The 17,812-nt window shown below is 73.8% G+C and carries 14 protein-coding genes; 9 read left to right on the top strand and 5 right to left on the bottom strand.

Features of this window, described 5'->3' with window-relative positions:
- Nucleotides 1-12 precede the first annotated feature (12 nt).
- Nucleotides 13-927, top strand: a complete 915-nt coding sequence (locus WA640_RS16890) for a hydroxymethylglutaryl-CoA lyase (RefSeq protein ID WP_335989080.1) — start codon at nucleotides 13-15, stop codon at nucleotides 925-927.
- 205 nt (nucleotides 928-1,132) lie between these two features.
- Here the strand turns inward: WA640_RS16890 and WA640_RS16885 are convergent, their stop codons facing one another.
- Nucleotides 1,133-1,732 carry a hypothetical protein gene (locus tag WA640_RS16885; RefSeq protein WP_335989079.1) on the bottom strand — a complete coding sequence of 200 codons (600 nt, stop codon included), beginning with the start codon at nucleotides 1,730-1,732 and terminating at the stop codon, nucleotides 1,133-1,135.
- 177 nt (nucleotides 1,733-1,909) lie between these two features.
- Between WA640_RS16885 and WA640_RS16880 the strand changes: the two genes are divergently transcribed.
- On the top strand, nucleotides 1,910-4,717 hold the full coding sequence (locus WA640_RS16880; protein ID WP_335989078.1) for a helix-turn-helix transcriptional regulator: 2,808 nt from the start codon (nucleotides 1,910-1,912) through the stop codon (nucleotides 4,715-4,717).
- Here WA640_RS16880 and WA640_RS16875 read toward each other — a convergent pair.
- Nucleotides 4,714-6,084: an MFS transporter gene (locus tag WA640_RS16875; RefSeq protein WP_146147980.1), complete on the bottom strand. Its 1,371-nt coding sequence runs from the start codon at nucleotides 6,082-6,084 to the stop codon at nucleotides 4,714-4,716. The two genes, WA640_RS16880 and WA640_RS16875, sit on opposite strands and share 4 nt — an antisense overlap.
- Nucleotides 6,085-6,321: 237 nt before the next feature.
- Between WA640_RS16875 and WA640_RS16870 the strand changes: the two genes are divergently transcribed.
- Both WA640_RS16870 and WA640_RS16865 read left to right on the top strand, forming a co-directional pair.
- On the top strand, nucleotides 6,322-6,924 hold the full coding sequence (locus WA640_RS16870; protein ID WP_106362913.1) for an NADPH-dependent FMN reductase: 603 nt from the start codon (nucleotides 6,322-6,324) through the stop codon (nucleotides 6,922-6,924).
- A 69-nt stretch (nucleotides 6,925-6,993) separates the two neighbouring features.
- Nucleotides 6,994-9,732 carry an ATP-binding protein gene (locus WA640_RS16865; protein ID WP_335989076.1) on the top strand — a complete coding sequence of 913 codons (2,739 nt, stop codon included), beginning with the start codon at nucleotides 6,994-6,996 and terminating at the stop codon, nucleotides 9,730-9,732.
- Nucleotides 9,733-9,743: 11 nt separating this feature from the next.
- On the opposite strand, the gene WA640_RS16860 is transcribed toward WA640_RS16865, so the two are convergent.
- Nucleotides 9,744-10,511, bottom strand: coding sequence for an alpha/beta fold hydrolase (locus WA640_RS16860; protein WP_335989075.1), 768 nt, complete (start codon nucleotides 10,509-10,511; stop codon nucleotides 9,744-9,746).
- A gap of 60 nt (nucleotides 10,512-10,571) precedes the next feature.
- Here WA640_RS16860 and WA640_RS16855 point away from each other — a divergent pair, with 60 nt between their 5' ends.
- Entirely contained in the window at nucleotides 10,572-10,940 is a 369-nt protein-coding gene (locus WA640_RS16855; RefSeq protein ID WP_442904778.1) for a MerR family transcriptional regulator, read from the top strand.
- A gap of 188 nt (nucleotides 10,941-11,128) precedes the next feature.
- On the opposite strand, the gene radA is transcribed toward WA640_RS16855, so the two are convergent.
- Nucleotides 11,129-12,529, bottom strand: a complete 1,401-nt coding sequence (gene radA, locus WA640_RS16850) for a DNA repair protein RadA (RefSeq protein ID WP_106363415.1) — start codon at nucleotides 12,527-12,529, stop codon at nucleotides 11,129-11,131.
- A 225-nt stretch (nucleotides 12,530-12,754) separates the two neighbouring features.
- Between radA and WA640_RS16845 the strand changes: the two genes are divergently transcribed.
- The 4 genes from WA640_RS16845 (at nucleotide 12,755) to WA640_RS16830 (ending at nucleotide 16,541) form a co-directional block, all read left to right on the top strand.
- On the top strand, nucleotides 12,755-13,621 hold the full coding sequence (locus tag WA640_RS16845) for an HAD family hydrolase (RefSeq protein ID WP_335989073.1): 867 nt from the start codon (nucleotides 12,755-12,757) through the stop codon (nucleotides 13,619-13,621).
- A 34-nt stretch (nucleotides 13,622-13,655) separates the two neighbouring features.
- Entirely contained in the window at nucleotides 13,656-14,675 is a 1,020-nt protein-coding gene (locus WA640_RS16840; RefSeq protein ID WP_335989072.1) for a LacI family DNA-binding transcriptional regulator, read from the top strand.
- Between the two features lie 526 nt (nucleotides 14,676-15,201).
- Nucleotides 15,202-15,561, top strand: coding sequence for an ArsR/SmtB family transcription factor (locus WA640_RS16835; protein ID WP_091033022.1), 360 nt, complete (start codon nucleotides 15,202-15,204; stop codon nucleotides 15,559-15,561).
- Nucleotides 15,562-15,698: 137 nt separating this feature from the next.
- Complete coding sequence (locus tag WA640_RS16830) at nucleotides 15,699-16,541, top strand: hypothetical protein (RefSeq protein WP_146147981.1); 843 nt, start codon at nucleotides 15,699-15,701, stop codon at nucleotides 16,539-16,541.
- A 19-nt stretch (nucleotides 16,542-16,560) separates the two neighbouring features.
- Here WA640_RS16830 and WA640_RS16825 read toward each other — a convergent pair whose 3' ends face one another.
- Nucleotides 16,561-17,742 carry a hypothetical protein gene (locus WA640_RS16825; RefSeq protein ID WP_335989070.1) on the bottom strand — a complete coding sequence of 394 codons (1,182 nt, stop codon included), beginning with the start codon at nucleotides 17,740-17,742 and terminating at the stop codon, nucleotides 16,561-16,563.
- Nucleotides 17,743-17,812 lie beyond the last annotated feature (70 nt).

Here is a 17,812-nt window from a genome sequence, read left to right as displayed (position 1 = left end):
GACGGAGGCGGCATGCACCAGCCCGAACGGGTCACGCTCAGGGAGGTCGCCCCGCGCGACGGCCTCCAGAACGAGCCGCCGGTGCCCACCGCCGACAAGATCCGCCTCATCGACGCGCTCGCCCGCACCGGCCTCTCCCGCATCGAGGCCGTGAGCTTCGTCAGCCCCAAGGCGGTCCCGCAGATGGCCGACGCCGCCGACGTGTGGGCCGCGGTCGAGAAGCACCCCGGCATCCGCTACTCCGCGCTCGCCCCGAACCGGCGCGGCGTCGAGCGGGCCCTGGACGCCGGGTTCACCGCCGTCGAGGTCGTCGTCTCGGCCTCCGAGACGCACAACCGCGCGAACGTCGGGCGCACGGTGGCCGAGTCGCTCGCGGAGCTGCCGGACATCTGCGCGCTCGCGAAGGAGCACCTCGCGGCCGTCGAGGTCATCATCGCCACGAGCTTCGGCTGCCCCTTCGAAGGCGACATCGACCCGGCGCAGGTGGCCCGGATCGTCGAGGCCGCCGAGGCCGCGGGCGCCGGGCGCATCGCGTTCGGCGACACCACCGGGATGGGCACGCCGCGGCGCGTCACCGACCTCCTCGACGCCGTCGACACCGGCCTGCCGATGCTCATGCACTTCCACGACACCCGCGGCACCGCGCTCGCGAACCTGCTGACGGCCCTCGACCGGGGCGTCACCGAGTTCGACGCGAGCGTCGGCGGCATCGGCGGCTGCCCGTTCGCGCCCGGCGCCAGCGGGAACGTCGCCACCGAGGAGGTCGTCCACATGCTCCACGACATGGGCGTCGACACCGGCGTCGACCTCGACGCCCTCATCGGCACCGCCGAGCTCGCCCAGGAGATCGTCGGCCGCCCCCTCGAATCGGGCGTCCTCCGCGCCGGCCCGCGCACCAGGCTCTCGCCGCGGCCCGAAGGGCTGTAAGCGGCACAGCCCAAGGGGCTCTAGGGCAGAGCGAAGGCCCCGGGGTCTCGAACCTCCCCGGGGCCTTCTTCCGGACACCGCCACAGGACGGCCGGTGCCCGCGTGCCGGGTAAAACCTCCGAATACCCGGACGTCATCATCGTGACATTCGAACCTCAAAGCCAACACGCAACTCGGGCGAACCTCACGTCACATTTCGCTAACGCTAGGTGTCGTTCGGCACATGCTCGGCGAACTTCCAGGCCGCGAGCACCGCCGCGACCACGAGCAGCCCGAACACGCCGCGCCACCCGTACAGGGGCAGCGCCAGCAGGGACAGGACCCCCGCCGCGATCCCCGCCAGGAGCGCCGCCGCCGACAGGCCCACTGACGCGGAGCCGTCCCCGACCTCCGCCGCCGCGAGCACCCGCCCCGACACCGCGACCACCGCGCCCGAGGCGACCCCCAGCAGGCCGCACGCCGCCACCGCGAACGCGAAGCCCGGCGCCAGCGCCGCCGCCAGTGCCAACAGGGCGAGGGCGCCGGCGCCGATGCCGCCGGCCGCGCGGGCCCGGCCGAGCGGGCCGGTCCGCGGGACCAGGCCCACCGTGACCGTGAAGCCGATCGCGAACGCCCCCAGCGGCCACAGCCGCGTCCCCGAAGGCGCGTGGAACTCGGCGGCGGCGTCGGCGGCGAGGAACGCGGTCACCGCACCCGACCCGAAGGCGACGGCCTGCGCGTACGCCGCCCACAGCGCGGTCGCCCAGCGCCGGGGTGCGGGGCGGCGGCCGGCAGGCGCCTTCCGGGTCTCCATGGATGCGGTCATGGCTCGACCGTAGGCGCGCGGGAATGATTGCGCCCCAGTCGATCGACCGGGCCCGGCGACCGGTCCGCGGACCCGGTCCCCCGGGCGGCCGGGCACCCCAGTCGAATGACAGATGCGACTGGGCTCGGGCGCGGATACGCTGGAAGCGTCCCCGGTCGTCCTGAGGATGGAGTCGCCTTGTCGCCTGCATACGGCCCCGCACCGCAGTCCCTGCGCGAGGGCCCTGCGGCCCAGGCGTACGGCGAATCGCCCGCGCCCGCGCTCCGCGCCGTCCTGTACGGCCGCGACCGGGAGCTCGACTCGATCCAGGCGCTCCTGGACGGCGCCCGGGTGGGCCACGGCGGCGCGCTCGTCGTCCGCGGCGAGCCGGGCATCGGCAAGTCGGCGATCGTCGACGCCGTCATCCCCCGCGCCGAGGGCTTCACGGTCCTGCGCACCCTGGGCGTGGAGGCCGAGCACACGTGGTCGTACGCGGGGCTCCAGATGCTGCTGCACCCGCTGCTGCACCGCCTCGACCGGCTGCCCGCGGCGCAGGCCGACGCGCTGCGCACGGCCCTCGGCATGGCCGACGGCGCGGGCCGGGCGCACTCGCTGCAGGTGGGGCTGGCGCTGCTGAACCTCCTTGTGGACGCCTCCGCGAAGCAGCCGGTGTACGTGGTCATCGACGACGCGCACTGGCTGGACCGCGACTCCACGAACGCGCTCCTGTTCGCCGCCCGGCGCCTCTCGACCGAGTCGATCGGGATGGTCCTGGTCGTGCGGGACGGGTTCGCGCCGGACTTCCCGGCGCCCGGCATCCCGGAGCTGACGCTGGGGCCGCTGGACCTGCCCGCGTCGCAGGCGATCCTGGACATGCGGGCCGACGAGATCCCGTTCACCAGCCGCGACTGGATCCTGCGGATGGCCGAGGGGAACCCCCTGGCGCTCCTGGAGCTGCCGGCCGCCGACAACGAGGAGTCGCTGCTGCGCGCCGACACCTCGAACAGCCGGTACTCCACCACGTCGCGAATCAAGCAGGCGTTCACCGAGCGCATCATCGCGCTCCCGGACCGCACGCGCACGATCATGCTGCTCGCGGCGGCTGAGGAGACCGGCGAGACCGCGGTGATCGCCGAGGCCGCGGCCCGCATGGGCTCCAGCCTCGCCGACCTTGAACCGGCCGAAGTGGATGATCTGCTGCGGTACCACCGGGGCCGCATCGAGTTCGTCCACCCCCTGATCCGGTCCACCGCCTACCACTCGGCGCCGCGGGCCCGCCGCATCGAGGCCCACCGGGCCCTGTCGGAGGCGTTCGGCGACGGTGACATCCGCGCCGCCCGCCACCTGGCCGCCGCGACCACGGGCCTGGACGAGAAGGCCGCCGCGGCCCTCGAAGCGATCGCGTCGTACGAGGCCGAGCGCGGCGGCTGCGTCGCCGAGATGGCGGCGCTCGAACGGGCTGCGAGCTTCACGCCCGACCCGTGCCGCCGGGGCCGGCGTCTCGTCGAGGCCGCCCAGTGCGCCTACGCCGCGGGCATGACCGGCAAGGCCGTCGAGCTTGCCGAGGCCGCCGAGCGGCTCACCGACGACCACGTGCTCCTCGCCCGCGCGGCCCTCATCCGGGCGACGATCCTGTCCTGGGCCGGCCACTCCAAGGGCTTCGACGTGTGGATGGAGTCGGCCGAGCACTACGCGGCCACCGGCCACGAGAACACCGGCTACCCGCTGCTGCGCGGCGTCTGGAACGCCTGGGAGACCGGGGACTTCGCGAAGGTGAAGTACGCGTCGGGCCTCGCGTCGAAGTACGGCGGCACCAACAACGCCTGGACGAGGCGCCTCGCCCGCGCCGCCGCCGGGCTCAACCGCCAGCCCGGCGACACAGCGGGCGAAGCGGTCGACGCGCTGCGGTCCCTCTACGACTACTACCAGCCGCTGCACGAGGACTTCAAGGCCTACGACCAGGTCCTCGCCGCGCGCTGGCGGCTCCTCGCCGGGGACGTGCACGCCGCGTACCAGGCCGCGGCCGAGCAGGTCCGCGACTGCCGCGAGCGGGGCGCGTTGAGCCCCTTGGTGTGCGCGCTGCTGGTGCAGGCCCAGACGCAGCTCCACTACGGGCGGTACGCGGACGCGCAGGCGGCCGCGTCGAGCGCGATCGAGCTGGCGCACGAGCAGAACGACCGCCGCGTCCTCATGCAGGCCCGCATCTGGGTGCTGCTGCCGATCGCCGCGATCCGCGGCGAGGAGCGGCGCTGCCGCGAGCTCGTGGCCGCCGCGATCCAGGACGCCCCGGACGACTCGGTGGTCCCCGCCGACACGGCGCTGGGCCTGATGGAGCTGGGGCTCGGCCGGTACGAGGCGGCGTTCGACCGGCTGCTGCGCATCGCCGAGGGCGTCACGCCCATGGAGGTGCTCACGCAGGTCCCGACGCTCGTGGAGGCCGCGTTCCGGGCCGGGCGGCTCGCCGAGGTCAAGGAGGCGTTCGACTGGTTCGCCGACTGGGCCGACGCGACGGGCCGCTCCTACTGGGAGGCGCTCGTGGAGCGCTGCCGGGCGCTCATGGCGACCGAGGCGGAGGCCGGGACGCACTTCGCGCGGGCCGTGGAGCTGCACCGCGCCGACGACATCGACCCGTTCGAGCGGGCCCGCACCGAGCTCGTCTACGGCGAGTGGCTGCGCCGGGTCCGGCGGATCAACGAGGCGAGGGCGCACCTGCGCGAGGCCACGGAGGTCTTCGAGCGCCTCGGCGCCGCCCCCTGGACCCAGCGGGCCCAGGGCGAGCTGCGCGCCGCGGGCGACTCGACCGCCGTCGAGGCCAAGCCCGACCTCGCCGAACTGCTGACGCCGCAGGAGCTCCAGGTGGTGCGCCTCGCCGCCGACGGGCTGACGAACCGCCAGATCGGCGAGCAGCTGTTCGTCAGCCCCCGGACGGTGGGCTACCACCTGTACAACGCGTACCCGAAGCTCGGCGTCTCCTCGCGCACGGAGCTCGCCAAGCTCGACCTCTAAGCGGCCCTCGGGGTCCGCCACGGCTTCGTGGTGGCCTGGAGCGCGGCGCCCGCGACGAGCATCGCCGCGACCACCCACGCCGAGAGGCGGTAGCCGTCCACGGCCGTGGCGCCGAGGCCCCAGGCGAGGGCGGCCAGGACCGGGCCGAGCGAGGACCCGATCGTGCGGGTCGTCGCCATGAACGCGCCCGCAGTCCCGGACTGCTCGGGCGGGGCCGACGCCAGCAGGTACGTGTTCATCGGGCTGTTGAACACGCCGTACGCCAAGCCCAGCAGGCCGATCCGCGAGCCGAGGCCCACGAGCCCGGAGTCCTCGCCGACGAGGATGAGCGGCACGATCGCGGCCACGACCAGGACCGCGCCGACGAGCGACACCCGGCCGGGGCCGAACCGGTCGGCGAGCCAGCCCGCGACGGGCGTCATGGCGGCGACCCCGCCGATGAACGCGAGCATCACCGTCGACACGAGCTCCGGGCGCGCGCCCTGCACGTCGGTGAGCAGGTACGGGAGGCTGAAGTTGAGCAGGCCCGTCACCCCCGACAGGAGCGTGAGGCTCAGCAGCGCCCCGCCCAGCTGCGGCGACCGCAGCAGCCCCACCGTCGCCGCCGACGACGGCTGGCGCACCCACGCCGCCGCGAGGACGACGCTGATCGCGAAGGCCCCCAGCGCGATCCACGGCGCCGTGTCCACGTATTCGAACGCGAGCAGGAACGACGCGATCGCGCCGCCCGAAGTCACCGTGTCGACCAGGAGCGCCCGGTCCGGGCGCGGCAGGCCGGTCCCGTTGGAGGGCACCGCGACCGCGACCGCGGCGACCGCCGCCGCGCCCATGACCGCGAACACCCAGAACAGGCCCTGCCAGTCGAACGCGGCCACGACGAACCCGCCCGCGCCGACCATCCCCATGCCGCCCACCGTCATCATCAGCGCGATCGCCGACATCGCCCGGCCGCGGTGCTCCGGCGAGGACGAGGTGACGACGATCCGGCCGGTCATCCCGAACAGCAGCCCCCCGAGGAGCCCGCCGACCGCGCGGGCCGCCAGCAGCAGCCCGAACGACGGCGCGAGCGCCGCCGCAACGGAGGCGACGGTGAGCGCGGCCATCGAGAACACCGCGACCGCGCGCAGGTCCGCGCGGTCGGCGAGGCGGCCCGCGGCGATCGCGACCGCCCCCACCGGGAGCGCGTACGCGAGGAGCACCCACGCGGTGGCGGCCTCGGACACCCCGAACTCGGTGCGGATGAGCGGCAGCGCGACGGCGATGCTCGACATGGCGCCCGCCACGACGAGCTGCGAGAAGCCGACGGCGAGGATCGCCCCCCATCGGGTGGCGGCGGCCTCCGGGGCCGCTTTCGTTGCAGTGGTCATGGCGGCCACCGTATTGACCGGCCGACCGGCCGGGCATCCGTCACGTGACCGGAAACGGCGCGGTCACCCCGGACCGGCCCGCACCGGTCGCGGACCGGCCGCATGCCCCCGGTCCTTCAGCAGCAGGGCCCCTTCCGTCACGTGCGGTTCCAGTCGCGGGCCAGTCGGTCGACGGATGTGGGCCACGTCGGTCCGCCCATAGCTTCGGTCCCGAACCACGACAGTGAAGGAACCGCCATGACCGACAAGCTCAACCTGGCCGTCATCATCGGATCGACCCGCGAGGGCCGCTGGGCCCCCGCCCCCGCGAACTGGATCGCCGGCGTCGCCGAGCGCCACGGCGGGTTCGACGTCGACCTCATCGACCTGCTCGACGCCGACCTGCCCCAGCACCTCGCCGAACAGGACATGTGGTCCACCCCGAGCGACCCGTCCGCGAACGTCGCCGCCCTCGCCGAGCGCCTCGACCGCGCCGACGCGTTCGTGGTCGTCTCCGGCGAGTACAACATGTCGATCCCCGCGGCCCTCAAGCACGCCGTCGACTACTACATGAACGAGTGGGCCGCCAAGCCCGTCGCCATGGTCACCTACGGCGGCAAGGTCACCGGCGGCCAGAACGCCGCCCAGCACCTGCGGCAGATCTTCCCCGAGCTGCGCACCATGACGATCCGCAACACCATCGCGTTCCCGCGGTTCTACCAGCACTTCGACGAGCGCGGCGAGTTCACCAAGTTCGACGAGTCCGAACCCGCCGCGAAGACCCTCCTCGACGAGCTCCACTGGTGGGCCCGCGCCCTCGCGAACGCCCGCGCCGCGACCCCCATGCCGTCCCCGTTCTAGCGGACCGGACATTCCCGCCCAGTGGCCGCGCCAAGGGCGAACCGGGCGGGCGGCGGTACCGTTGGAACCGTGCTGTACGGACGCGACACGGAGACCGCCGCCCTCGCCGACCGCCTCGCCCGGGCCCGCGAAGGACACGGCTCGGCGCTGGTCGTGCGCGGCGAGGCCGGGATCGGCAAGTCCAGCCTCGCGGCCGCCGCCGCCGAGACCGCCGCCGACTTCACCGTGCTGCGCTGCACCGGCGTCGAATCCGAGCACTCCTGGTCCTTCGCGGGCCTCCAGGCGCTCCTGCTGCCGCTCACCGGGCACCTCGAATCGATCCCCGAGCACCACGCGTGCGTGCTCTCGCGGACCCTCGGCCTCGAAGCGGTCCCCGACAAGGCCGCGCCCCCCGGCGACCTGCGGTTCACCGTCGGCCTCGCCGCACTGAGCCTCCTCGCCGCCGCCGCGGCCGACCGCCCCGTGCTGTGCGTCGTCGACGACGCGCACTGGCTCGACCCCGACTCCGCGGCCGTCCTCCTGTTCATCGCCAAGCGCCTCGCCGCCGAACCGGTCGCGATGGTCCTCGCCGTCCGCGACGGCTACGCGCCCGACTTCCCCACGCCCGGCCTCGACGAGATGCGCCTGGGGCCCTTGGACGACGCGTCCGCCGGGGCCCTCGTCTCCGCGCGCCTGGCGGGCCTGCCCGCCGACGCGCACGCCCGCGTCCTGCGCACCGCCGAAGGGAACCCGCTCGCGCTCCTGGAACTGCCCGCGGCCGAACCCGACACCCGGTCGGCCGTCGACTGGACCGGCGCCCGCTCGACCACGACCCGCCTCACGCAGGTCTTCGGCGACCGCATCGACCGGCTCCCCGAAGCCACCCGCACGCTCCTGCTCCTCATCGCCGCCGACGAGACCGCCGACCCCGCGCTCGTCCTCGACGCCGCCGCGAAGCTCGGCGCGCGCCTCACCGACCTCGCCCCCGCCGAAGCCGACGACCTCGTCCGGTTCCAGGGCGGGCGGTTCGCGTTCGGGCACCCGCTCATCCGCTCCGCCGCCTACCGGGGCGCGCCCGTCTACCGGCGCCTCGAAGCGCACCAGGTCCTGGCCGACGTCATGGACCCCGACGACCACCGGCGGCCCTTCCACCTCGCCGCCGCCGCGACCGGACCCGACGAGACCATCGCCGCGGCCCTCGAAGCGTCCGCCGAATGCGCCTCCACCTGCGGCGGGCACGGCGTCGAGTACGCCACGTTCGAACGCGCCGCCGCCTTCACCCCCGAAGGGCCCGAACGCGGACGGCGCCTCCTGCGCGCCGCCGAAGCCGCCGCCGCGGCGGGCAACGGCCCCAAAGCCCGCGAACTCGTCTTCCAGATCGCCAGGGCCACGAACGACCGGGCCGTCCTCGCCCGCGCCACCCTCACCGCCGCGATGGTCGCCGCCTGGGACAACGACGTGCGCGAGTCCTACCGGCTCTACATGGAGGCCGCCGACCACTACACGGCCGCGCAGCCCGAGGCCGCCGGGTACCCGCTGTTCCGCGCCGTCGAACTCGCCTGGCAGGCAGGCGACTTCTCCCGCGCCGAAGTCGCCGCCGAGCACGCCCAGCGCCTCGCCATCGACCACTCCGCGTGGGTCCAGGACCTCGCCGTCGCCACCGCCGGGTTCAACCGCTCGTGCGCCTACACCGTCACCGAGGCCGTCGAGTCCCTGCGGCGGCTCACCGCGATCCACGTCGGCTTCGGCGACGCCGTCAGCCCCGAGAACCGCGCCATGATCGCCTGGTGGCAGACCCTCGTCGGCGACATCGCCGCCGCCGAGCAGACCGCCGCGGGCGCCGTCCGCGTCGCCCGCGAATCCGGCGCCGCCGGGGCCCTCCCGCGCCTGTTGACCCTGAACGCGCTCACCGAGTTCCACCGCGGGCGCTGGCAGGATGCCGAGGCGCTCGCCGCCCGCGCCGTCGAGCTCTCCGTGGAGCTGGGGCAGCGGATCGGGCCGGTGAAGGCCCGCGCGTACGTCCTCGCGCCCGTCGCGGCCCTGCGCGGCGACGCCGACCTGACGCGGTCCCTTGTGGAGGCCGCCGAGCGCGACTCTCCCGGGAACAACCTCGTCCCCATCGACGTCGCCACCGCGCTCCTCGACTTCTCCTTGGGCCGCAACGAGGAGGCCCTCGACCGCCTCGCCGCCCACCTCGACTCGCACGCGCCCGGCGACGCCCTCGGGTACGTGCCCGTCGCCGTCGAGGCCGGCGTGCGCGCGGGCGAGCCCGGCCGCACCGAGAAGGCGTTCGACTGGTTCGCCGAGTGGGCCGCGGCGGGCGGCCAGGACCATGCCGCCGCGCTCGTGGAGCGCTGCCTGGGCCTGCTCGCCGCCGAAGCCGACGCGGGCGCCCACTACGAGAAGGCCGCGGGCCTCCACCGCGCCGCCGAGCTCGCCGGGAACGCGTTCCCGTTCGAGGCCGCCCGCACCGACCTGCTCCTGGGCGAGTGGCTGCGCCGCGCCCGCCGCGTCAACGAGGCGAAGTCCCGGCTCCGTTCGGCCGCAGCGGTGTTCGAGCGCCTCGGCGCCGAGCCGTGGACCGAGCGGGTCCGCCGCGAGCTGCGCGCCGCGGGCGACGCGGGCCCCGTCGAGGCCGCGCCCGACCTCGCCGCACGGCTCACTCCCCAAGAGCTGCAAGTGGTCCGCCTCGCGGCGGCGGGCCTGAGCAACCGCGAGATCGGCGAGCACCTGTACCTGAGCCCCCGCACCGCCGGGTACCACCTGTACAAGGCGTACCCGAAGCTCGGCGTGGCGTCGCGGACGGAACTCGCGAAGCTGGGCCTCTAGGCTTCGCGTCGCTACAGCCCGTGGCGCTGGAGGAAGTCGAGCACGAGCCGGTGCCACTCCTCCGGCCGCTCGGCCATGATCACATGGCCCGACTCGACCTCGGCGTACTCGGCGCCCGGGATGCCCGCGGCGAGCTGCCGGTGGTTGGCGGGGTCCACCAGGAGGTCCCCGGTCGCGGCGATGACCAGCGTCGGCACTGCGACGGTGGCGAGGTCGGCGTTGATGTCGACGCGCTGGACCAGGTCGAGCTGGGCGGCGGCGCCGCCCGCTTCGCGCCCGGCGATGCCCGCGACGGCCTCGGCGACGGCTTCCGGCGCGAGCCCGTTGGTGAACCCGGGGCTGAAGGCCGCATGGACCGCGAACCGCGCGAACGACTCCCGGTCGCCCCGCTCCAGGAACGTCTGCCAGACGTCGATCCCAAGCCGGGTCCGGTTGTCGGCCTTGGCGAGTCCGGCCGCGAGCACGAGTCCGGCGACGCGGTCGGGGTGGCGCACGGCGGCGCGGACGGCGACGGCCGTTCCGAGGGAGAAGCCGATGAGCGTGAACCGCTCGGTGACGGCGTCGGCGACGAGCGCGTCGGCGAGGGCGTCGAGTTCGAGATGCGTGTCGTCGGCCGGGTAGTCGGAGCCGGTGACCGTGTGGCCTTCGGCGAGGAGCGGGATGAGCGAACCGAAGTTCGGTTCGACGCCCCCGGTCGCGCCGTGCGCGAGGACGATCCCAGGGCCGGAGCCGGTGACGGTGGTGGACAGGGCGATCGGAGCAGTGGAAATGTTCGTCATGTCCCGGACGTTATGGCTTCACACCAGTGTGAAGGTCCAATGAACGTGATGGAGGCCACGATGCTGATCGGCGAGCTGTCGCGCCGCACCGGCGTGAGCACCCGGCTGCTGCGCTACTACGAGGAGCAGGAGCTCCTTGTGCCGCAACGCGACTCGAACGGCTACCGGTCCTACGCCGACGATGCCCCCGCCGCGGTCGAGCAGATCCGCGCCTTCCTCGACGCGGGCCTGACCACGCGCGCGATCCGCGAGCTCATGCCGTGCCTTTGCGAGAAGGGCATGCGCCACTGCGACCACTCCCGCGCGGTCCTGGACGACGGCCTCGACCGCCTCGACCAGCAGATCGCCGCCCTCACCGAGAAGCGCACCCTCCTCGCCGACCAGGTCGACGGCATCACCGCCCAGCCGTTCCGCCCCGGACCGCCCTAGGGCAGCACACGCACCGCCCGAATCCCGCGGGGTGGGCCCCCGGTCTGCAATGGTGCCAGCGGGGTCCGACATCGGCGCCGCTCCGATCGCGGCGCCCGGAATTCCGGGCAGCCGAACGGCCCGCCGGGACCCTGGGGGTGGGCCCCCAGTCTGCAATCGTGCCAGCCGGGTCCGACAGTCCGCCGTCGCTAGCCGCGGCGGGCCCAGGTTCGGGCGGCCGCCTGCTTCGCGTCGTTGATGGTCTCGACCTCGACGACCTCGATGCGGTGGCGCTCGGAGACCGAGCCCTTCGGGACGATCGCCGTCTTGAAGCCGAGGCGGGCGGCCTCGGAGACGCGCCGGTCGGCGTTCACCGTGCGGCGCACCTGGCCCGTGAGGCTCACCTCGCCGATCGCGACCAGGTCGGCGCTCACCGCGATCTCCTGCTCGGCGCTCACCAGCGCCAGCGCCAGCGCGAGGTCCGAGGCGGGCTCGCGGACGCGGATGCCGCCGATCGTCGTCGCGTACACCTCCCGGTCGAGCAGCCGCATCCCGCCGCGGCGCGTGAGCACCGCGAGGATCATGTTCAGCCGCGCCTGGTCGAGCCCGGACACGGTGTGCCGCGGGATCGCGCCGTCCTTCACCGACTTCCCCACGAGCGCCTGCACTTCCACCGGCACCGCCCGCCGGCCCTCCATCGTCACGGTGACGCACGTGCCGGGGGTCGGCTCGTTCGGCGCGTCGTCGAGGAACAGCCCGGAGGGGTCGGCGAGGGAGACGATGCCGTCCTCGGTCATCTCGAAGCAGCCGACCTCGTCGGAGGGCCCGAACCGGTTCTTGACGCCGCGCAGCAGCCGCAGCATCGAGTGCCGGTCGCCTTCGAAGTGGACGACGGTGTCGACCAGGTGCTCCAGGGCGCGCGGCCCGGCGATGTTGCCGTCCTTCGTCACGTGCCCGACGAGGATCACGGCCATGTTGCGCGCCTTGGCCTCCTGCGTGATCGCGGTGGCGACGGCCTTCACCTGGGTGACGCCGCCGGGGACGCCGTCGGTGTCGGGCGCGAGGACCGTCTGCACGGAGTCGAGGACGAGCAGTCCCGGCTTGACGTCCTCGATGTGCCCGAGGACCGCGCCGAGGTCGGTCTCGGCCGCCAGGTACAGCTCTTCGGAGAGGCATCCGGTGCGGTCGGCGCGGCGGCGCACCTGGGCCGCGGACTCCTCGCCCGTGGCGACGAGCGCGCGCCCGTACCCGGCCTCGCCGAAGCGGTGCGCCACTTCGAGGAGCAGCGTCGACTTGCCGACGCCCGGCTCCCCGGAGATGAGCGTGACGCCGCCGGGGACGATGCCGCCGCCCATGACGCGGTCGAACTCGCCGACCCCGGTCGGCAGGCTCGCGGCCTGCTCGGCGGAGACGGTGCCGATCTTCAGCGCGGGCATCGCCGGGCGCCGCACCGCGCTCCCGCCCCCCGACGGGCCGGAGGCCTGCCGCGGCGGCGCCGCGGACTCCTCCATGGACCCCCACTCGCCGCACTCGGGGCACTGCCCGACCCATTTCGGGACGCGCGCCCCGCATGCCCCGCAGGCGTAGGCGATCCGCTGGCTCTTCGACATGGCGCCCAGCTTACGGCCCGCGACCGACAACCGGCTGTTCGAAGCACCGGCGGCGCGGATTGTCGGACCCGCCTGGCACGATTGCCGACCGGGGGCCCATCCCCAGTGCCGCGGCGGCTCTCGCCGTGCCCGGCGGCGGGGCGCCCTCGTCCCTGCCCCGACACGTCGCTTCCGCGGTGCGACAAGTGGCCGAAAGGGGTTTGCCGCGCTGTTTACACTTGCGGCATGAACGCAGCGGAGCACCGCGACGGCTCACGGGCACTCGCGCTGGAGGCGGCCCCGGCGCCGGCCCGGTCGCAGGGCGGCGCGGTCTTCTTCGACCTCGACAAGACGATCATCGCGAAGGCGAGCAGCCTCGCGTTCTCGCGCCCGCTCTACCAGGGCGGGCTCCTCGCGCGCCGCGACGTCCTCAAGGTCGCCTACTCGCACCTCCTCTTCCGCCTCGGCGGCTCCGCCGACGAGGTCCAGATGGCGCGCACCCGCGACTCCGTCGCCGAGCTCTCCCGCGGCTGGCCCGCCGAGGAGGTCAAGGCCATCGTCGAGGAGACGCTCGACGAGCTGATCGCCCCCGCCGTGTACGCCGAGGCCGCCGCGCTCATCGAGGCGCACCGCTCCGCGGGCCGCGCCGTGGTCCTCGTCAGCGCCTCCGGCGAGGAGATGGTCGTCCCGATCGGGCGGATGCTCGGCGCGACCGACGTCATCGCCTCGCGCATGGTCGTCGGCCCCGACGGCCGGTACACCGGCGAGATCGACTTCTACGCAGCGGGCCCGGCGAAGGCCGAGGCCATGCGCCTGTTCGCGGCCGAGCGCGGCATCGACCTGGACGCGTCGTTCGCGTACTCCGACTCCATCACCGACGAGCCGATGCTCCGCGCCGTCGGCTTCCCGCGCGCCGTCAACCCCGACCGCGGTCTGCGGCGCCTCGCCCAGGAGGAGGGGTGGCCGCAGCTGACGTTCCGGCGCCCCGTGGCCCTGCGCCCGCAGCTGTCCGGGCCCAGTCCGCTCAAGGTCGCGGCCGCGGGCCTCGGTGTTGCCGCAGTTGCGTACGTGGTCTGGCGAGTGTGGAGGGATCGGCGCCTCCGGACCGCTTGAGCAGCGCTTTCCGCAGATGAGTAGCCTCAGCGAGATGGAACGCAAACAACCGGCCCGTCTGGCCGACGTCGCCCGAGCCGCCGGCGTCTCGGTGGCCACCGCCTCCCGCGTGCTCAACGGCTCCCCGCACCGGGTGAGCGACCAGCTCAGCGAGCGGGTCCGCGAGGCGGCGCGACGGTTGCGATACGCCCCCAACGTCGGCGCGCAGGTGCTCGCGCGCGCCACCTCGCAGACCGTGGCCCTGCTGCTCCACGATGTCACCGACCCCTATTTCGGGCAGATCGCGGGCGGCGTGCTCGCCGAGGCGGCCCGCCGGAACGTGCGAGTCCTCATCGCCGACACCGGCATCGACCCCGACTCCGAGGTGCAGCACCTCGACTCGCTGCGCGGCTACCGCCCGCGCGCGGTGATCGTCGCCGGGTCGCGGACCACCGACAAGGCCGCGGAGCAGCGCCTCTCCGAGCACCTGTCGGACCTGCTGGAACTGGGCGCGACCGTGGTGTCGGTGGGCCAGCCGGGCCTGCCGGGGCGGGTCGTGCGGCCCGCGAACCGCGAGGGCGCGGCCGGTCTGGCGCGGCACCTGTCGGAGCTGGGCCACCGCCGCTTCGCGGTCGTCGCCGGGCCCGAGCAGCTCCAGGTGGTGCGCGAGCGGCGCGAGGGGTTCCTGTCGGCGCTGCCCGCGGACGCCGAGGTCGTGCACGTCCCGGCCGAGTTCACCCGCGACGGCGGCTACCAGGCGGGGCGGCGGCTCCTCGACGGCCCGCAGCTGCCCACCGCGGTGTTCGTGACCTCCGACGTGCAGGCAACGGGCCTGTGCACGGCCCTGCGCGAGGGCGGCGTGGACATCCCCGGGCAGGTGTCGGTGGCCGGGTTCGACGACATCCCGATCGTGCGCGACCTCACGCCGTCGCTGACGACCGTGGCGCTGCCCCTCCACGACATGGGCGTGCGGGCCCTGGAGGCCGCGCTCGTCGAGGAGGAGGACTACCCCGAGGAGCTGTCGGTCGACGCCGAGCTCATCGAGCGCGACTCGACGGCGCCCCCGCGCGCCTGAATCGCTTCGAGCAGGGCGGGGCCGGACGGCCCCGCCCTTCGTCTTGTCCGAAAATGTGGTTTTTCTCAAGTCGATGTAACCGAGTGGAAACGCAGGCGGGCCGCATTTCCGCCCGGTGCGCGCTAACATCAAGAATCAGAGCTGTTCTATATGTTGGGATGTCGATCGATCGACGTGGGTGAATCCGCTCTCACCGTGAAATCGGCAACCGCTTAAACATAGGGAGATTTCAATATAACTCCTGGTAGTGCGGCTTCAACTCAATAGCCGGTCCTGCGGCCTGCGAAATGATCAAGTGTCGGCGGTGGCCCCGCTGGCAGTGCAGGCGTAATCTCGGCGGTGGATCCGGACCGGGCCCTGGTGCAGCCCGATTCGCGGTCCAACGGAACCGAAAGCCTTTGCGAGCCGGAAGCGTCGTCGTTACCGCCCGGCCACACCGCGGAGGCATATTCAGGGTTGGAACTGGATTAATGGCAGTGCGGCCGAATCCGGTCCCGACTGGAACCAATCCGGAAGGAACACGATCATGGTGCGAGTCACCGTCGAGGCCGAGACGCCAGTCTCGCCGGTCAGCGGCGAAACGCTCTCCAAGTCCGACGCGGAGCGCATCGCGGGTGTCCTCAAAGCACTCGCCGATCCGAACCGCCTCCAGCTCATCAGCCTCATCCAAGCGGCTCCCGAGCAGGAGGCATGCGTCGCCGAGCTGACCGAACCGCTCGGGCTCTCGCAGCCCACCGTCTCCCACCACCTGCGCATCCTCGCCGAGGCGGGGGTCGTCCAGCGCGACAAGCGCGGGGTGTGGGCCTACTTCCGCCTCGTCCCCGAGACGATGCGGATCGTCGCCGACCTGCTGACGCCGCCGAAGCGGCGCCCGCGCCGCCGGTGACCCCAGCGGACGCCGGGGCCGGGCCGATTCTCGGCCCGGCCCGGGACGTCCGGTGACGTGCGGTAACGCTCGGTCCCCTTGGGATAACTGAAAAACGTGACCTCGACGGCGTTTGCCCCAGGTCATACACTCGTCACATGGCAGGTGTGCACCGCAAGCGAGGGCGCCTCTCGAAAGAGGGCCGCCGCCTCCTCGGAGGCGCGGCGCTGCTCGCCGTCTTCGCGCCGGTGACCGCCTACACGCTCAACGCCGCCATCGCCCACGTCCAGTCCTGCGGGACGGAGGTGGAGCTCCAGGTCGCGGCCGCGCCCGAGATCGCCGCGGTCCTCGACGACTTCATCGCCGCGGGCGGCGGCGCCCCTTCGCGCGGCTCCGACGTGTGCGCCGACATCACCGTCACCTCCGTCGCGGGGAACGCGGTCGCCGACACCGGCGCCGACGTGTGGATCCCCGAGACCGGCCTGTGGCGCAACCTCCCCGATGCAGGTCTCGCGGAGCAGTGGGAGGTCCTCCAGGAGTCCACCGCCGCCAGCGCGGTCGGCCTCGCCCTCCCCGAAGGCGAGAGCACCGACCAGGTCCTGCCCGACGAGACCGAAGTGGCCCTTCAGGATCCGCGGCAGCACGCCGCGAGCCTCATGTGGATCGTCATCTTCGGCGTCGACGAGTACACCGCCGAAGGCGGCGACGGCGCGGCCGTCATGTCCGCCCCCGAGGTCGCCGCCCACAACGCGGGCGGCGCCGAGCAGCTCCAGGCCCCGACGGGCGCGACCCAGGTCGCCCAGTTCGAGTACCCCATGTACGTGGCCGCCGGGATCGGCGACGACGAGCGCGAGGCCGCCCAGAACCTCCTGCGATCCTACGGCAGCGACCAGTACTCCGAACTCCTTGCGCAGCACGGGCTCACGCCCGGCATCCCGCAGCCCTCGCCGTCCTCCACGGAGATCATCACCGCGGCCCTCGACGCCTGGGACCGGCGCTAGACCGGCCCTTGCAGAGGACCTAGACGGCCTTCGCCATCGCCTGGTTGAGCACGTCGTTGAAGACCTGCCAGCACTCCTCGGAGCGGAAGTCCGCCACGTCGACGCTCGACCACGCGTGGAACACGCCGTCCTCGGCCTCGGTGAACACGCTCAAGGCCCCGCGCCAGCGGCCCGACACCTGCGTCCGCTCGGACACCCCGATGTCGCCGTTCTGGAAGATCTGGAGCGGCTGGTACGGCAGCTCCCCGCGCATCGCGTCCCGGTCCGAGGTCGAGCAGCGCCCCGCGCACGGCTCCCAGCCCACGGTGATCTTCGAGTCCCCGGCGTCGGCGGTGCACACCGCGGTCTGCCCGGACTCGCTGCACGAGAACGCCTCCGGCACGCGGAACGCGAACGGCCAGCCCGCGTACGCCACGGTCCGGGTCGCGTCGCCCTCCGCGAACAGCGTCCCGCCGACCCGCTCCTCCGGGGCGTCGGCGTCCCACTGCGGCACCTCGTTCTCCGGCTCGCCCTCCTCGGCCGCCTCCGACGGCGCCTCGGTGGTCGCGCCCGCCTCGGTCGTGTCCGAGGGCTCGGCCGACGACCCGGCCGGGTCGTCGCCGCCCGACAGGAGGACCCACACGCCCACGACGAGCGCGAGGATCACCACGACCGAGCCGATCCCCACGAGGATCGGCACGAGCTGCGAGCGCTTCTTCGGCGGCGCGATGATGACCACGGGCGGGGAGATCGGCGGCGGCGACCCTGCGAAATTTACGGCTCCGCGAGCGTTCGCCGAGGCCGGCCCGACCGGCGAGGCCGGGGCCGCGGAGCGCTGCGCGGCGGCCATCTGGTGCGCGGCGCGCTGGGCCGCGGCCGCGGGCCCCACGGGCAGCGGCCCGGTGGCGGGCCCGAGCGCGAGCAGGCGGTCCATGATCCGGTCGGCGCCGCGCAGCCGCGGGTCCTTCAGGACCACGACGTAGGGCTGCTCGGCTTCGAGGTCGGCGACGAGGATCGGGGCGTCCTCGGGCCCGGCGGTCGCGTACGCCCAGGCCACGGTGTCGGACAGGAGGCCGCGGCGGGCCGGGTCCTTGGAGGAGGTGGAGCCGAGGGTGAGGATCTGGACGGGGCGCCCGCCCTCGTCGCTGCCCTCGCACAGCTCGTAGGCCCCTTCGACGCGCGCGGTCGCGACATCGTTGTACGGCCCGACCGTGCGACTCATCGAAGCCCCCTCAACCTGCGATAGCCGAGCGCTGTTCGGCCGTGCGAGCCGTTAGAAGCGCGGAATTACC

Origin of the sequence: Glycomyces sp. MUSA5-2 (assembly GCF_037034145.1) — a bacterium.
GTDB classification, from domain to species: domain Bacteria; phylum Actinomycetota; class Actinomycetes; order Mycobacteriales; family Micromonosporaceae; genus Glycomyces; species Glycomyces artemisiae.
The sequence above is the reverse complement of the archived record's forward strand: the minus strand, read 5'-3'. Positions and strand labels throughout refer to the sequence as shown.

Excerpts from the sequence above, each read along its gene's own strand:
- WA640_RS16860 (WP_335989075.1), bottom strand. The coding sequence starts at position 10,511 with ATGACGAACATTTCCACTGCTCCGATCGCCCTGTCCACCACCGTCACC.
- radA (WP_106363415.1), bottom strand. The coding sequence starts at position 12,529 with ATGTCGAAGAGCCAGCGGATCGCCTACGCCTGCGGGGCATGCGGGGCG.
- WA640_RS16845 (WP_335989073.1), top strand. The coding sequence starts at position 12,755 with ATGAACGCAGCGGAGCACCGCGACGGCTCACGGGCACTCGCGCTGGAG.
- WA640_RS16840 (WP_335989072.1), top strand. The coding sequence starts at position 13,656 with ATGGAACGCAAACAACCGGCCCGTCTGGCCGACGTCGCCCGAGCCGCC.
- WA640_RS16875 (WP_146147980.1), bottom strand. The coding sequence starts at position 6,084 with ATGACCACTGCAACGAAAGCGGCCCCGGAGGCCGCCGCCACCCGATGG.
- WA640_RS16835 (WP_091033022.1), top strand. The coding sequence starts at position 15,202 with ATGGTGCGAGTCACCGTCGAGGCCGAGACGCCAGTCTCGCCGGTCAGC.
- WA640_RS16870 (WP_106362913.1), top strand. The coding sequence starts at position 6,322 with ATGACCGACAAGCTCAACCTGGCCGTCATCATCGGATCGACCCGCGAG.
- WA640_RS16885 (WP_335989079.1), bottom strand. The coding sequence starts at position 1,732 with ATGACCGCATCCATGGAGACCCGGAAGGCGCCTGCCGGCCGCCGCCCC.
- WA640_RS16830 (WP_146147981.1), top strand. The coding sequence starts at position 15,699 with ATGGCAGGTGTGCACCGCAAGCGAGGGCGCCTCTCGAAAGAGGGCCGC.
- WA640_RS16855 (WP_442904778.1), top strand. The coding sequence starts at position 10,572 with ATGCTGATCGGCGAGCTGTCGCGCCGCACCGGCGTGAGCACCCGGCTG.
- WA640_RS16890 (WP_335989080.1), top strand. The coding sequence starts at position 13 with ATGCACCAGCCCGAACGGGTCACGCTCAGGGAGGTCGCCCCGCGCGAC.
- WA640_RS16825 (WP_335989070.1), bottom strand. The coding sequence starts at position 17,742 with ATGAGTCGCACGGTCGGGCCGTACAACGATGTCGCGACCGCGCGCGTC.